This window comes from Actinosynnema pretiosum (assembly GCF_024171695.1).
GTDB classification, from domain to species: Bacteria; Actinomycetota; Actinomycetes; order Mycobacteriales; family Pseudonocardiaceae; genus Actinosynnema; species Actinosynnema pretiosum.
In genome coordinates this window covers 122,986-137,083 of sequence record NZ_JAMTCF010000010.1, presented here as the reverse complement: position 1 = coordinate 137,083, position 14,098 = coordinate 122,986, and the positions used below count along the sequence as shown (strand labels likewise).

The following is a 14,098-nucleotide window of genomic DNA, read 5'->3' as shown; positions in this document are numbered from 1 at the left end:
CCCGCTCACGGGGCACGCCCCGCGCCCCGCGCCGACCCGGTCCGCCTGGCCAGCTCCACCGCCTCGGCCACCCGCGCCGCCCCCTCGGCCCCGTCGCCGAGCACCGCGCCGAGCCCGAGCAGCGCCTCCAGCTCCCACACCACCAGCCCCTGCGGCCTGCTCACCGCCACCGCCCCGCCGAACGCCTCCCGCGCCCCCGCCCGGTCCCCGGTCCCGGCCCGCGCCCGCCCCAGCGCCACGAGCGCCGCCGCCTCCCCGTCCGCGTCCCCGGCCGCCCGCGCGTCGGCCACCCCCGCCGAGCACACCGCGAGCGCCTCCGCGCCGTGCCCGCGCGCCACCAGGAACCCGGCCACCGCGCACCCCAGCCGCCAGCTGTCCGGCGCCCCCGCCACCAGCGCCGCGGCGACCAGGTTCTCCCGCTCTGCCGCGAACCACCGCCCCGCCAGCTCGGCGTCCGCGAACCGGGGGAGCGCGGCGGTCCGCTCGGGGAACCCCGGCCTCGGCGCCCCCGGCGCGAACGCGTCGGCCGCCCGCCCGGCCGCGTCCCGGTAGAACCCGACCAGCCGCCCCAGCTCGGCCTCGCCGGTGCCCTCGACCCGGTCGACCGCGTGCGCGCGCACCAGGTCGTGGAACCGGTACCGGCCGGGGGAGGAGCGCTCCAGCAGCCCGGCGGTGGCGAGCAGTTCGAGCCGCGCCGACGCCGCTTCCCTGGACTCGCCCACCAGCGCCGCCGCCGCGCTGGGCGTGAAGTCCGGCCCAGGGACCAGTGACAGCAGCCGGAAGGCCGCCCACGCGCCCGCCCCCACCACCGCCTCGGCCCGCGCCACCACGTCGCCCACCGGAGACCGCGCCTCGGGCTCGAACCACCCCTGCCCGCCGGGCGCGGGCGCCCCGCCGAGCACGCCCCCGGCCACCCGCAGCGCCAGCGGGACCCCGCCGCACACCTCGAGCAGCTCGGCGGCGCCCCGGACCGCCCCGCCCGCCACCGCCGTGAGCACCGCCTCTGCCCCGGAATCGTCCAGCGGCCCCACCCGGAAGCCGCGCACCGGCAAGTCCGGTAACTCGTCCCGGCTGGTCGCCAGCACCGGAACGCCCCCGGCCAGCACCGCCCGCACCGGCGCGCTCCCGCGAACCCCGTCGAGCACCACCAGCACCCGCCGCCGCGAGTCGCCCAGCGCCCGCAGCCGCGCGCCGGACAGCTCCCCGCGCGGCCCGACCCGCACCACCCCGTCGGGGAAGTGCTCCCGCACCACCTCGACCACCCGGTCGACCAGCGCGCTCTTGCCGATCCCGGCGCCACCCGACACCACCACCGACCCGCCGTCCAGCACCAGCCTGGCCAGCTCCCGCACCTCGCCGTCCCGCCCGGCGAACACCTCGCGCAACGCCAGGTCCCAGAGCGGCCCCACGTCCCCGACGGCCAGCACGCGCCCGCCGTCGACGTCCCGCACGAGCTCCCCGCCCACCGCGTCCCGAAGCCCCGCCACCGCGCCCGGAACGTCCCCGGAGGGCAGCCGCGCGGCCACCTCGACGTCGGGGACGACCCGGTTCGCCTTGAGCAGCAACGCGACCAGCACCGCCCGCTGCTCGGCCGACAACGCCACCACAGCGCTGATGCTAGGGCGGCCGGAACCCCGGCGGGCCGTGTCTTGGGCGCACCTCGGGGGCGGCCGGACGGGGCAGCGGCGAGGACTGTTCGCGCAGGTCGGCTGCGGCGTGGTGGCACACCCGCGCCCTCGCCGGACCCCGCTGCCAGGCCGGGGGAGGGGAGACCCCGACCTCTGGGAATTATTCGGAATAATTCCTTCAGTGTTGACCGAAACCAAGCCTCCGGAGCAAAAACCCCACACCCCGCGAAGGACGAAGCAGGCCCGAGGCGCGGAAGAGCTCGCCAGGGTGATCACCCGCGCAGGTGGCCACGAGAGCCCTCAGGCCGAACGGGCGCGGCCCGAGCCGCACCGCCCGACCACCGGGGACAGGCGTGCCGCTCACCCCGCCGCGGGTGGCTCCACGCCCCGGTTCAGCTTCCGCCGCACCAGCAGCGTCACCCCGATCCCGGCCAGCACCGCCACCACCAGCCCGATCCACGAGAACCGCTTCAACCACGTCTCCGCCACCACCCCCAGGTAGTGCACCGCGTACGTGGTCCCCGCCGCCCACACGATCCCGCCCCCGGCGTTGGCAGCCAGGAACTTCGGGTAGGCCATGCGCATCGATCCCGCCAGCGGCCCGGCCAGGATGCGCAGCAGCGCCACGAACCGCCCGAAGAACACCGCCCACGCCCCGTGCCTGCCGAAGAACTCCCGAGCCTTCCCCACGTGCGCCGGCCCGAAGTGCTTCGGGAACCGCCGCCCCGCCCAGTCGAACAGCCGGGGCCCGCCGCGCCTGCCGATCGCGTACCCGACGCTGTCGCCGACGATCGCCCCGCCCGACGCGGCCACCGCGATCCACAGCGGGCTCAGCTCGTCGTGCTGCGAGGACATCAGCGCCGCCGTCACGAGCACGATCTCGCCCGGCAGCGGGACGCCCACGCTCTCCACGCCGATGACCAGTCCGACCACCAGGTAGACCAGCAGCGGTGGGATCGTCTCGAGCAGTTGCTCCACGCTCACTGGCGCACCTCCTTCACCCGAAAAGCCTACGCGGATGACGATCGGCGACCCCTGAACGCGCAAGAGGGGCCCGCGCGGCGCGAGCCCCTCTCGAACGGGTGAGATCAGCGGGAGGTGAAGCGCACCCCGTGCTCGGCCAGGTACCCGAGCCAGCGGCGCGCGGCCTCCGGGTCGGTGGTCGCGGTGTGCGTCCCGGCGGCCGTGCGGCCCTCCAGGACGTCGAGCACGCCGCGCGCCAGGGTCGTGGACACGGTGCGGGCCATCGCGCTGTCGGTGTCGTCGCCGACCACGTCGAGCACGTGCTCCCCGCGCCACTCCCGCCCGTCGTCGGCCCGCACCTGGAGCGCCACGGCCAGCACCACCCGGTCCCGGTCGGCAGGGGTGGTGGGGTAGCGCTCGGCCAGCTCGTTCGCGAGCGCGGTGAGCCGGGCGTCGTCGGCGGCGCGCAGCTCGGCGAACACCGGCTCCCACGCGGCGCTCCACCCGCTGTTGCGGAGCGTGCCCCGGATGAACACCTCGGGACGCCACGCGTCGGGCACGCCGTACGCGCGCACGTACGGCACGCTGTCCCGGTTGGGGTAGACCTCGAACTCCTCGCCGTCGAGCACGTGCGGGCGCACGGCCTCCCACGGCCGCTCGGCGACCCGCTCGACGCCGTCCTCGACGTACCGGGCGCGGCCGAGCAGGGCGGTCAGGACGCTGCGCGGGGCCCAGCTGAAGCGGTAGCGGAACTCGTTCGGCACGGCGGGCAGGCCGCCGCAGTACGAGGTGAACGTGATCGACGCGGGGGTGTCGGCGCCGAGCTCGGCGGCGGCCCGGTCGAGCAGGTCGTGGGCGAGCAGGTGGTCGGAGCCGGGGTCGAGCCCGGCCTCGGTGAGCACGACCAGGCCGCGCGAGGCGGCGTCGGCGGCCAGTTCGGCGACCTCGGGGGAGAGGTAGCTGGAGCTGGCGAAGTGCGCGCCCTTCTCCAGGCACGCGCGCAGCACGGCGGGGTGCTCGGGCGCGGGCAGCATGGACACCACGACGTCGCCGGGCCCGACCTCGGCGGTGAGCGCGTCGGTGCTGTACGCGCGGGTCAGGACGGCGCCGGTGAGGCCCAGCTCGGCGACGCGCTGGTCGGCGCGGGCGGTGGTGCGGCCCCAGACGAGGACCTCGCGGGCGGCGCGGGCGAGCTGGCGCAGGCCGTCGCCGGTGGACAGCCCGACGCCGATCCAGTGCACCCGGCCCGAGGCGGGGGTGGCGTTGACGTGCTCAGACAAGGTCGGCCTCCAGTGCGGCGACGGTGGTGTGGAAGCGCTCCGCGCAGCGCCGCCACGGACCGGAGTCCAGGTCGAGCAGGTGGGGGAGCAGGTCGCGGGAGAAGTCGGCGCTGGACTCGGCGGCCAGCAGCGAGGGCAGGTTGTCGATGGCGATCAGGTCCAGTGGCCGCTCGCCGCCGCGCAGGCGCAGCACGGGCTCGTCCCAGGTGGTGACCTCGTCGTACACGGGCAGCAGGTTGTACGGTCCGCCCGCGTCGCAGCTGACGTCCCCGATGCCGCGCAGGGTCCGACCGGGCGCGTCCAGGTCCTCGGGGCGCAGCAGCGGCTCGGCGGGGCCGGTGGCCAGGACGGCGTTGACCAGCAGGTCGTGCCCGAGCAGCGCGGCGCGGTCCAGGTTCCGGGTCTCGGCCAGGTCCCACCCGGTGACGCGGGCCCCGGCGACGGCGAGCGCGTCGCGGGCCCCGCGCCCGCAGCGGCCGAGCGCGCCGACGACCAGCGCGGTGGGCGCGTCCCCGGCGTGCTCGCGCAGGGCGGCGTCCAGCTCGGCACGCCCGGTGGGCCGCAGCGGCGCGGGCAGCGCGCCCCGGTCGTTGAGGACGGTGAGGGCGGCCCCGAGGTACCCGGCCCAGTAGCCGAAGGCGGTGAGCCTGCGCCCGTCGTCGTCGGTGAGGTACTCCAGGTCCAGTAGCGCGCCGCCCCCGGCGGTGAACCGGTCGAGCAGGGCCCGCGCGCCGGGCTGCCCCTTGTAGGCGTGCCCGAAGAACACGTGCCGGTGCGGCAGCCGCTCGGGCAGGTCGGGCAGTTCCTTGAGCCCGACCACCACCACGTCCGGGGGCGCGTCGACCCACCCGCCCGGCTCGACGACGCGGCAGCCCGCGGCGGCGTAGTCGGCGGTGGGGAAGACCCGCCGGGGCGAGTCCTCGACGGTGACCTCGGTCCCGGCGTCGACCAGGGTCTTCGCGTCGGCGGGGGTGATCGGGGCGCGCTGCTCGGTCGGGCGGACCTCGCTGCGCAGCCACAGGCGCGTCGTCACCGGTTCTGGGTACAAGACGGGTGCTGAGCGCGTCAAATCGCCCGGACGTGTCCCGTGCTCACCCCGGTGGTGTCACGCTGGCCGGGGCGGTTCCGGCCAGGTCTGCGGGGCGGGGCCGAAGGCGTGCCTGGCGGCCCGGACGGTCAGCGCGGCAGCGGTGGCGCCTGCTCCGCCGCCGATCACCGCGCCGATGCCGAACGGCACCGCGCGGCCGAGGACGACGATCCCCTGCTTGGTGCCGTACTTGGTGATGAAGTTCCTGCCCAGCACCCGCTCCAGGGCGCGGATGACCTCCGCCGGTGTGGCGTCCGGGTTGCGCTGGCGGGCGCGGGCGATGTTCCGCCGCACCAGCGGGGTCTGCGAACCGATGGCCTCGTCCAGCAGGTCGAGCGCCGCTCGGCCCCGGCCGCTCGGCGCCGGGACCGGGTCGCCGGGGTTCTCAGAGGTCACGTCCAGCTCCTTCGGGTCGTCCTGACGGCCGCGCTCACCCCGACGACGGCAACCGCCCGTCGCACAGCGGGTCGGTCGCGCCCTGCGGGACCTTCGCGGGCAGCAGCCAGTCCAGCGCCGGGTGCTCCACCAGCCAGCCGTGCACGGTCACCGAGCTGCTCGGGATCCGCTGCTCCCCAGGGCACAGCACCTTCGACTCGACGTGGTCGTTGCGGATGAACTGCACGTCGCCGCGCGCGTCCAGCACGGTGGTGGCGGTGTCGTCGACGGTGACCACGTTGCCGAGCACGACCGCCGTCCGGCCGCGCGCCTCGGGTTCGAGCAGCAGCGCCACGGACGGCAGCACGGGGGCGCGCAGGAACAGGGCCAGCAGCAGGAACGGGGTGCCCAGGGCGCCGACGAGGGCGAGCGCGTGCGCGGTCGCGGGACCGGACCTGGGCGGCAGGGGGCCGGTGAGCAGGGGGGCGAGCACCGGTGGCAGGAGCAGGCAGGCGACCAGCGGGAAGTCGCCCGCGTCGAGCGCGTCGAGCGCGGCCGGGAAGAGCAGCGCCAGCTCGGTGACGCCGACCGCCACGGGCAGCAGGAAGCACACCGGCCACACCAGGTCGGCCCGCCCGCGCAGCCGCGCCCGCAGGCCCGCGATCGCGCACAGCAGCATCAGCGCCAGCGGCAGGAACCGCACCTGCCACACCAGCAGCGCCCACAGCCCGGCCAGCGCCACGACCGGGCCGGGGACGCGCTCGGCGGCGATCTCCAGCCGGGACCGGGTGGGACGGCCGCCGCTGACCAGGGAGAGCAGGCCGAGCGCGTGGGCGACCAGGACGATCGCGGGCGGCACCTCCAGCAGGCTGAACACCAGCGAGGTGGCCAGCTCCACCGGGTGCACGTTCTGCACCAGCAGCAGCATGGTGTTGAGGTCCTTGCCGCTCAGGTGCCAGAGCTTGAGCACGAGCAGCACGATCGGGAAGGCGGGCACGAGCGCGAGCGTCCACTGGGAGGTGTCGCGCTGGGCGTCGGCGGTGGGCCGGGTGGCGGCCTCGGCGGTGAGGGCGGCGTCCGGGTCGCCCGAGTCCGAGGTGTCGGGTTCGGCGCTCATCCGGTCAGCAGTCCGGGATGGTCGACGGCCAGGTGCGCACGTCGACGTCCTCCGCGTCGGGCTGCCGGTCCAGCGGCAGCGCCTCGCCGGGGTTGTGCTCCAGCATGGGCCGCAGGTGCCGCTCGAACGCCTCCTCCCACCGCTGGTCGGCGGGGTCGCAGGCGGAGCGGAGCAGCGACAGGTTCACCAGGGTGAGCAGGGCCGCGTTGTCGCCGGTGTTGACCGCCCACAGCTCGGGCGTCTCCAGCGCGATGTCGTGGTGCGCGAGCTCGTCGGGGTGCGCGGAGACGAACCCGGCGAGGATCACCGCGTCGGTGGTGACGGCCTCGACCTCGCCCCTGAGGAGCCGGTCGACGCACTCGCTGATGTTGTTGCTGTTGGCCATGTCGGCGCCCGCCGCGCTCACCGCGTCGGTGGAGGTCGAGGTGCTGAGCGTGCACACCTTCTTCCCCTTGAGCTGGGCGGCCTCGCGGATCGGCTCGTGGTCCTCGCGGGTGATGACGGACTGCTCGGTCTCCAGGTACGGGGAGGAGAAGGCGACGCCGCGCATCCCCTCGCGCCGGTCGGTGATGCTGTAGGTGGCGATGACCAGGTCGACCAGCACGCCGTCCGCGCCGCGCATCCGGCTGCGGTCCTCGTTCTGGATCTCCACGAACCGCACGTCGGACGCCTGGAACCCGAGGTCGGCGGCGATCATGCGGGCGATGTCGACGTCGAACCCGGAGTACGCGTTGGTGGCCGGGTCGCGCATCCCGATGCCGGGCATGTCGGTCTTGATGCCGACGACCAGCTCCTGCTTGCCCTTCAGGCCCGCCTGCTGCTTGAGGTCGTCCACCGTGGGCGCTTCCCGGTACCACCAGTACCCGCCCGCCAGCGGCACGGCGACGGCCAGCAGGAGCGCGAGCAGCCGCCAGCGGCGTAACCGGGTCGTGCGTCGCTCGCGCGGCTCACCGCTGCGGTCCGCGTCGCTGGTGCGCTCACCCTCTGCCATTGGGGGATTCTCGCCGACCCCTACCCGTGGCGCACCGGGTTTGCGCACGCCACCGGTGGTTCGATCGGGTGATCGTGGGGGAGGGGCGCGGTCAGAAGCGGTCCCAGCGCTGGTTCGGCTGCCCGTTGCACCGCCAGAGCACCACCGGGGTGCCGTTGGCGCTGCCGGAGCCGTGCGCGTCGAGGCAGTGCCCGGAACCGACCAGCTGCCCGTCGCCCGCGAAGGCCCAGCGCTGGTCGACGCCACCGTCGCAGGCCGCGAGCAGCACGGGCAGCTCGGGCGCGACGGCTTGCAGGCAGCGCGCGCCCAGCCGGATCTCCCCGGTGGTGGCGGCGGTGAACCGCTGCCCGGCCACGTCGCGGCAGTCCCACAACCGCACGGCCGAGGCGACCTCCACCGGGACGGCGCTCCCGGCGCCCTGCCCCGCGGAGCCGGGGGCGCGGCCACCGGGCGCGGCTCTTCCAGCCGTGCCGCTACCGGTCGTGCCGCTACCACCCGCGCCGATACCAGCTGTTCCGCTGCCCGTCGTGCCGCTACCAGCTGTTCCGCTACCGGTCGTGCCGCTGCCGCCGCTGTCGGGCGCGGCGTCCGCAGTGGTGTCCGCAGTGGTGTCCACGGCCGAACCCGAGGTGGTGTCCGCGGCGGTGTCCGCGTCGCCGTCTGCGGTGTCGTCCGGGCTGTCCACGCACAACCCGGACCCGACGCCGACCAGGCTCTGCGCGCGCGGCCCGTCGGCCCCGGCCAGCGCGGCGACCAGCGGCGGGTACCAGCGCCGGGCCAGCTTCCGCTCACCCGCCGGGCTCGGGTGCACCCCGTCGTGGGTGTCGGTGGCCGGGTCGAACCCGGTCCACTGGTCGACGACCACCACCGGCGAGCGCGGCGTGCTGTGCGCCCGCGCCCAACCGGGGATCGCCCCGTTCAGCTCCACCACCCGCCCTGGGCAGTCGGGGCAGGCCGGGGGAGCGAGCGGGATGAGCTGGGCGACGAGCAGCTTCACCACCGGGTTCGCGCGCCGCATCTGGCCGAGCAGCGCGGTGTAGGCGTCGAGCACCGCCCCGGCGCCCGCGCCCGCGAGGACGTCGTTGGTGCCCAGGTGCATGAGCACCACGTCGGGCCTTGCGCGGGTGAGCCAGCCGGGGAGCCGGTTCTCCACCACGATCCCCACGGCCCGGAACCCGCCGTGCCCCTCGTGCGCGGGGGAGGGGGCGCCACCACAGTCGGTGGCGGGCTGGGTGCCGACGAAGTCGACGTCGGCGTGCCCGGTCCCGCCCAGCTCACCGGCGAGCAGCGCGCGCCAGCAGCCGGGACTGCCGGTGATGGAATCGCCGAGGGCCATGACTCTGGGGTGGGTCGCCGCGGGGGAGACGAGCATCAGCAACGCGGACACGAGCGGGGTGACCAGGCCCGCGCACACGGCGCGCAACCTCCAGCACGGACCCACGGTTTCCTCCCGGACGGCGCGGTGTGGGGGCGGCGCGGGAGTCCGCGCCGCGCCCAGTGCACCACGCTCGTGCGCTCACGGCCTTCTAGCAGGCCAGAGGTGCACTCCCGAAGGCGACATCGTCATACCAAAGGGTGTCGCCGCCGTCGCCGTAGCTCTCCCAGCCCAGCCGCACGTCCACGGTGCTGGGCCGCCAGTTGGCGCGGGCGAGCCACTGCTGGTCGATGTCCGGCGTGGGGGTGCCGTCGACCTGGAGCCCCGGCACGGCGACCCCGTCGACGCTGGTGCTGAGCCTGCCCGCAGTGCCGTCGAGGGTGAACTGCACGCAGGTCCAGCGACCGGTGGGCAGCGGGATGCTCTGCGCGACGCCCTGGGGGCTCTGCGCGGGCAGGGTCGCGTCGTCGGACTCCCGGTTCCACTGCAGCGCCCCGTTCTGCCCGCCCATGCGCAGGTCCTTGCCGCCGTCGGCGGAGTCCTTGAGCGCCAGGAACGTCACGTGCGCGGCGGGCAGCGCGGTGGTGTGCCGGACGTGGAACCGCCCGTGCACCACGGGACCGCTCACGCTGGCCCCGAAGAAGATGTGGTTGCAGTACCCGACGCCGCCGTTGACCCGGATCGACTTGGAACCGCTGCGCGCGACGGAGTTGTCGACGCTGACGGTCCCGGTGCCGGTGCAGTTGGCCGCCCCGACGCTCCACTTCCCGCCGGGGCTGGTCCCGGTCTGGGACTCGAAGTCGTCGCACAGGCTCGCGGACCCGCACCCGCTGGGGACCGGGGTGGTGGTCGTGGTCGGCGGGGTCGTGGTGGTGCTGGTGGGCGGCGCGTCACCGTTGCAGGGGGTGCCGTTGAGCGCGAAGTCGACCGGGGCGGCGTTGGTCCCGGAGTAGGTCCCCTGGAACCCGAACCGCGCGGTCGCGCCCGTGCCGAGCTGCCCGTTCCAGCCGACGTCGCGCGCGGTGACCTTGTTGCCGGACTGGGCGACCTGGGCGTTCCAGGCGGAGGTGACCGCCTGGTTGCCCGCGTAGGTCCAGGTCAACGTCCAGGTGGTGACGGGCGCGGCCCGGTTGGTCACCGCCACCTCGGCGGTGAACCCGGTGGCCCACTGGTTGGGCGTGTAGTCGACGGCGCAGGCGGGCGCGGCGACGGCAGCGCCGCCACCACCGCCGCCGAGCACGACCAACCCGGTGACCGCGACCAAGGTCGCGGCGAGCGCCGCGAGCCGGAACGGGGTGCGCATGAGACAACTCCTTTGTCGTCCACGGTTTCTGGGAGCGCTCCCAGAATCTCGACCGTAACCACGCCCACCCCCTACCGGACAGCGCCCGACCGGGTCACGCGCCGACGCCGGGGCACGCGTCAACGCCCGGTCACGCGTCGACGTACGAGTCCACCGGCGTCCCGTCCGCCAGGTGCACCACGGTGTACCAGTAGTTGTCCAGCAGGTACTCCCCTTCCTCGATCTCGTTCAACTGCACCTGGAAGTCCCCGCTGCGGTACACCGTCACCGCCCGAGCCTCGAACGCCGCGACGAACCGCTCCAGCTCACCCGGCTCGTCAGGCATCTCCCGACACACGAACTCCAGCGCGCCCCGCTCCAGCTCACCCCACCGCGCCAACAACCCGACCAGGTGCGACTCCAACTCCCGCTGCCGCGCCGGATCCATGCTGTCGAACTGGACGAACACCGTCCGCCCCCCGACCTCCCGCCTCGAGTAGTCCGACTCCTCCCGCAGGTGAGTGCTCATCAACAGCTCGACGCACTCCTCCTCGTAACGCGGGTTGAACTCCGCCTCCACCATCGCGGGCTGGTCGAACTGCAGCGGAGTCCCGTGCGCCACCCGCCCATCCGCAGCGACCAGCCACAACTCCCGCTCGTCGTGCCGCACCTCGGTGATCCGGAACGAGGCGGGCACCTCCAGGTGCATCCCCCACCCCGGAATCCCGTAGCCCAGCGCGATCGTGAGCGTCTGCCCGCCCACCTTCTGCTCCACCACCACACCCGTGCTCAACTCGGGCGCGAGGTGGACCAGATCGTCAGGCCCGAGTTCCGCGCGCAGCGCCACGTCACCGGACTCGAGAGCACGCAGGAGAGGTTCGAGGAATCGCATCCCCGGATCATGTCGGCGCCCACCGACAATTCCACCGGCCAGCCATCACCCCACTCCGCCCACCACCGCACCACCCCACCTCATCCAGTCACCCGCATCCGCCCCACCAGCCCCGCCCCAGCCTCCCTCTCTCCCTCCCCTCTCCCTCCCTTCTGCACTGCCCTCGCTACCTGTCTCCGCCACGCACCCCGACTCCACGGGACCGACCCAGACCGAGAAGCCGTCGGACATCCGACGCCCCAACCGGGAGCCCCGCCGCCGTGCTGTCCTGCCCCGCCGCGATCCCGCTGTCCGACCACACCCCCGTCCGCTTGGCCGATCTCATCCGCTCGGCATCTCCCTCAGCGCCGCGTGGCGCTATGCCCGTGAGGTGGTGGACCTGCCCGCTGGCCTGGCCGACCACCTCCGCACCAGGCGTCGATCACCTGTTTCCGCCGGTTCAGGCCGGTCTCGCCGTGATAGCGGTCGGGGCGAAACAGCCTCCCGTCCGGAACCACGTGGCTCGCGCAGCCACCGCAGGCCCAACCCGGCCTGGTCGAGCCAGGTCAAGGCGCGTGTCCCGACGTGCGTTCCCTGTCAGCGGCACGCGGCAACCCAGTCGTATCCGGCGACCCAGCCATAGCGGAAAGCTCCCCGTCCTCGCCCAACGGCCTGCTGACCAGCGCAGACCTTGCGCAGATCACCTCATCTGACACCCGCGCCGCCGACACCCGCCGTGCCCAAAGCCCCACTCCCACCTCCGCCCCCACCAGACCCCGGCTGCCCACGAGGCAGCGCGACCGTCACGGTCAGCCCACCTGCCGGATTCGCGCGCGCCTCGGCCGTCCCACCGTGGCCGTGCGCGATGGTCCGCACCAGCGCGAGCCCCAACCCGTGCCCCGGAGCCCTGGTCCGAGCGCGCAGGCGGTGGAACGGCTCGAACAACCGCTCGGTCTCCCGATCATCGATTCGCTCACCGGTGTTCACGACGGTGACAACGGCCTCCCCACCCCCTTCCCCCACGCCGACGAGCAGGCGCGCCTCGCCGCCCGACCGGTTGTGCCGCACCGCGTTCTGCACCAGGTTGACCACCAGGTGGTGCAGCAGCGCCCGGTCCCCGAGCACGGTCACCGGCCGCAGCTCGTCCTCCAACCGGACGCCGTGCGCCTCGGCCTCCGCCCGCACCTGCCCGAGCACCTCCTCGGCGAGCCCGGCCAGGTCCACCGGCTGGGCGTCGACCACCCCGTTGTCCGCCTTGGCCAGCGCCAGCAGCGACTCCACGGTCGTGATGCTGCGGTCATTGGTGGCGAGCAGCTTCCGCGCCAGCGGCTCGACCTCGTAGTCCTCCGGGTGGGCGATGGCGACCTGGAGCATCGTGCGGGTGGTCGCCAGCGGGGTGCGCAGCTCGTGCGAGGCGTTCGCGGTGAACCGGCGCTGGACCTGGAAGCTGGCGTGCAACCGGTCGAGCATCGTGTCCAGCGCGTCGGCGAGGTCGGTGAACTCGTCGCGCCCGCCGCGCAACCGGATGCGCTCGTGCAGGGTGCGCCCGGCGATCGCCCGCGCGGTCTCGGTGATGCGGTGGACCGGGGACAGCACGCTCCCGGCCACCACCCAGCCGACGACGTAGGCCATCAGCGCCAGCGCCAGCAGCGCGATCCCGGACAGCCGCACGAGTGTGGCCAGCACGTCGTCCTTGGTCGTGACGGTGGCCGCTGGCGCCGCGCTCTCCCCCGGCACCGAGAGCGGTCCCTCGGACGGCGCGTCGAGCGGCGGCTCCGCGGGCGGGAGCTCGTAGACCGGCACGTACCGCATCAGGAAGTACACCGCCAGCAGCAGCGCCACCCCGCTGACCAGCACCAGGTTCCCATAGAGCAAGGTGAGCCTGACCCTGGCGGTGAGCGTCCACCCGCGCCGCGCGGTCACCTCGGCTCACCCAGGTAGTAGCCCACCCCGGTCGCGGTGTGCAGCACGGGCGGGTCGCCGAGCTTGCGGCGCAGCGTGGACACGGTGATCCGGACGGCGTTGGTGAACGGGTCGGCGTGCGCGTCCCACGCCTTCTCCAGCAGGTGCTCCGCGCTGAGCACCGCGCCGCCCGCGCGCGCCAGCAGCTCCAGCACCGCGAACTCCTTCCTGGTCAACTTGAGGTAGCGACCCGCGCGGTAGGCCTCGCGCCTGGCCGGGTCCACCCGCAGCCCGGCGAGCTCCAGCACCGGCGGGTGGGCGGGCGAGCTGCGGCGGTGCAGCGCGCGCACCCTGGCGACCAGCTCGGGGAAGTCGAACGGCTTGACGAGGTAGTCGTCCGAGCCCAGGTCGAGGCCCTCCACCTTGTCGACCAGCCGGTCGGCTGCGGTGAGCATGAGGACGCGGCAGGACGGCCGGGTCGTGACGACCTCCCGGCACACGTCGTCGCCGTGCGCGCCGGGGATGTCCCGGTCCAGCACGAGCACGTCGTAGTCGTTGACCGAGACCTGCTCCAGGGCGTCGTCGCCGTCGTGCGCGACGTCCACCGCCATGCCCTCGCGGCGCAGCCCCGACTGCAACGCCTCCGCGAGGAACACCTCGTCCTCCACCACCAGCACCCGCACTGATCGCCCTCCCGTTCCGGATCGGGTGCCGACATTAGGGGCGGGGGCTTATCACGGGCATATGGGAATTACCAGACGTTGGCCGTAAGTCCGTTCTGGCTGACTTGGCCCCGTCCGGAAGCACCGGGCACCCGGCGGGAACGCCTGCCGGGGGAGTGGACGAGCAGCCCCGTGCGCGGGGCGGAACGGATTGGCAATGGCTTCGTCATCGCGGTTGATCGTGACTGTTCTCGCAGGTGCAGCCCTCGCGCTCGGCGCGGCGGGCGCGGCGCACGCGACGGGTGACTCAGCGCCGGGAGCGCCCGCCGGGCAGTGCTCGTCCGAGGGCGGGGGCGCGCCGGTGTTCGTCGGAGGGGAGCCCGCGAGCCTGCCGGGCACGGAGGTCGTGCTCGTGCCCGCGCTGCCCGCCGAGGACGTGGCAGACCACCCGAACGAGTGCTCTGACGCCCAGGAGTCGTCGGACACCGCTGACTCGGTTCCCGCGCTGCCGCTGACGGACGGGGAGTGAGCAGGTGAGTGCGCGGGGACGGCGCGGTGGTCGTTC

The 14,098-nt window shown here is 74.4% G+C and carries 13 protein-coding genes; 1 reads left to right on the top strand and 12 read right to left on the bottom strand.

Going from position 1 to position 14,098, the window contains the following annotated elements:
* Positions 1-5 precede the first annotated feature (5 nt).
* From LV78_RS21510 to LV78_RS21455, 12 genes are all read right to left on the bottom strand, one after another.
* Positions 6-1,607 (bottom strand): hypothetical protein, encoded by a 1,602-nt coding sequence (locus LV78_RS21510; RefSeq protein WP_253847203.1) that lies wholly within the window; start codon positions 1,605-1,607, stop codon positions 6-8.
* A gap of 381 nt (positions 1,608-1,988) precedes the next feature.
* Positions 1,989-2,612, bottom strand: a complete 624-nt coding sequence (locus LV78_RS21505) for a DedA family protein (protein ID WP_253847202.1) — start codon at positions 2,610-2,612, stop codon at positions 1,989-1,991.
* Between the two features lie 104 nt (positions 2,613-2,716).
* The gene (locus LV78_RS21500; RefSeq protein WP_253847200.1) at positions 2,717-3,871 is read right to left on the bottom strand and encodes a saccharopine dehydrogenase family protein; all 1,155 of its coding nucleotides are present in this window, start codon (positions 3,869-3,871) and stop codon (positions 2,717-2,719) included.
* The gene (locus tag LV78_RS21495) at positions 3,864-4,904 is read right to left on the bottom strand and encodes a saccharopine dehydrogenase (protein ID WP_253847195.1); all 1,041 of its coding nucleotides are present in this window, start codon (positions 4,902-4,904) and stop codon (positions 3,864-3,866) included. Before LV78_RS21495 ends, LV78_RS21500 begins: the two co-directional genes overlap by 8 nt.
* A 72-nt stretch (positions 4,905-4,976) precedes the next feature.
* The gene (locus LV78_RS21490; protein ID WP_253847194.1) at positions 4,977-5,354 is read right to left on the bottom strand and encodes a hypothetical protein; all 378 of its coding nucleotides are present in this window, start codon (positions 5,352-5,354) and stop codon (positions 4,977-4,979) included.
* Positions 5,355-5,388: 34 nt separating this feature from the next.
* A complete protein-coding gene (locus tag LV78_RS21485) occupies positions 5,389-6,450 on the bottom strand; it encodes a hypothetical protein (protein WP_253847192.1) in 1,062 nt (353 codons plus the stop codon).
* 4 nt (positions 6,451-6,454) lie between these two features.
* Complete coding sequence (locus tag LV78_RS21480; RefSeq protein ID WP_253847190.1) at positions 6,455-7,441, bottom strand: transporter substrate-binding domain-containing protein; 987 nt, start codon at positions 7,439-7,441, stop codon at positions 6,455-6,457.
* A gap of 91 nt (positions 7,442-7,532) precedes the next feature.
* On the bottom strand, positions 7,533-8,882 hold the full coding sequence (locus tag LV78_RS21475; RefSeq protein ID WP_253847188.1) for a GDSL-type esterase/lipase family protein: 1,350 nt from the start codon (positions 8,880-8,882) through the stop codon (positions 7,533-7,535).
* An 85-nt stretch (positions 8,883-8,967) separates the two neighbouring features.
* Positions 8,968-10,119 carry a cellulose-binding domain-containing protein gene (locus tag LV78_RS21470; RefSeq protein ID WP_253847182.1) on the bottom strand — a complete coding sequence of 384 codons (1,152 nt, stop codon included), beginning with the start codon at positions 10,117-10,119 and terminating at the stop codon, positions 8,968-8,970.
* A gap of 130 nt (positions 10,120-10,249) precedes the next feature.
* Positions 10,250-10,990 (bottom strand): hypothetical protein, encoded by a 741-nt coding sequence (locus LV78_RS21465; RefSeq protein ID WP_253847180.1) that lies wholly within the window; start codon positions 10,988-10,990, stop codon positions 10,250-10,252.
* A 684-nt stretch (positions 10,991-11,674) separates the two neighbouring features.
* Complete coding sequence (locus LV78_RS21460) at positions 11,675-12,892, bottom strand: sensor histidine kinase (RefSeq protein WP_253847178.1); 1,218 nt, start codon at positions 12,890-12,892, stop codon at positions 11,675-11,677.
* A complete protein-coding gene (locus LV78_RS21455) occupies positions 12,889-13,554 on the bottom strand; it encodes a response regulator transcription factor (protein WP_253847176.1) in 666 nt (221 codons plus the stop codon). The genes LV78_RS21460 and LV78_RS21455 overlap by 4 nt, the downstream gene beginning before the upstream one ends.
* A gap of 220 nt (positions 13,555-13,774) precedes the next feature.
* Between LV78_RS21455 and LV78_RS21450 the strand changes: the two genes are divergently transcribed.
* Positions 13,775-14,062, top strand: coding sequence for a hypothetical protein (locus LV78_RS21450; RefSeq protein ID WP_253847174.1), 288 nt, complete (start codon positions 13,775-13,777; stop codon positions 14,060-14,062).
* Positions 14,063-14,098 lie beyond the last annotated feature (36 nt).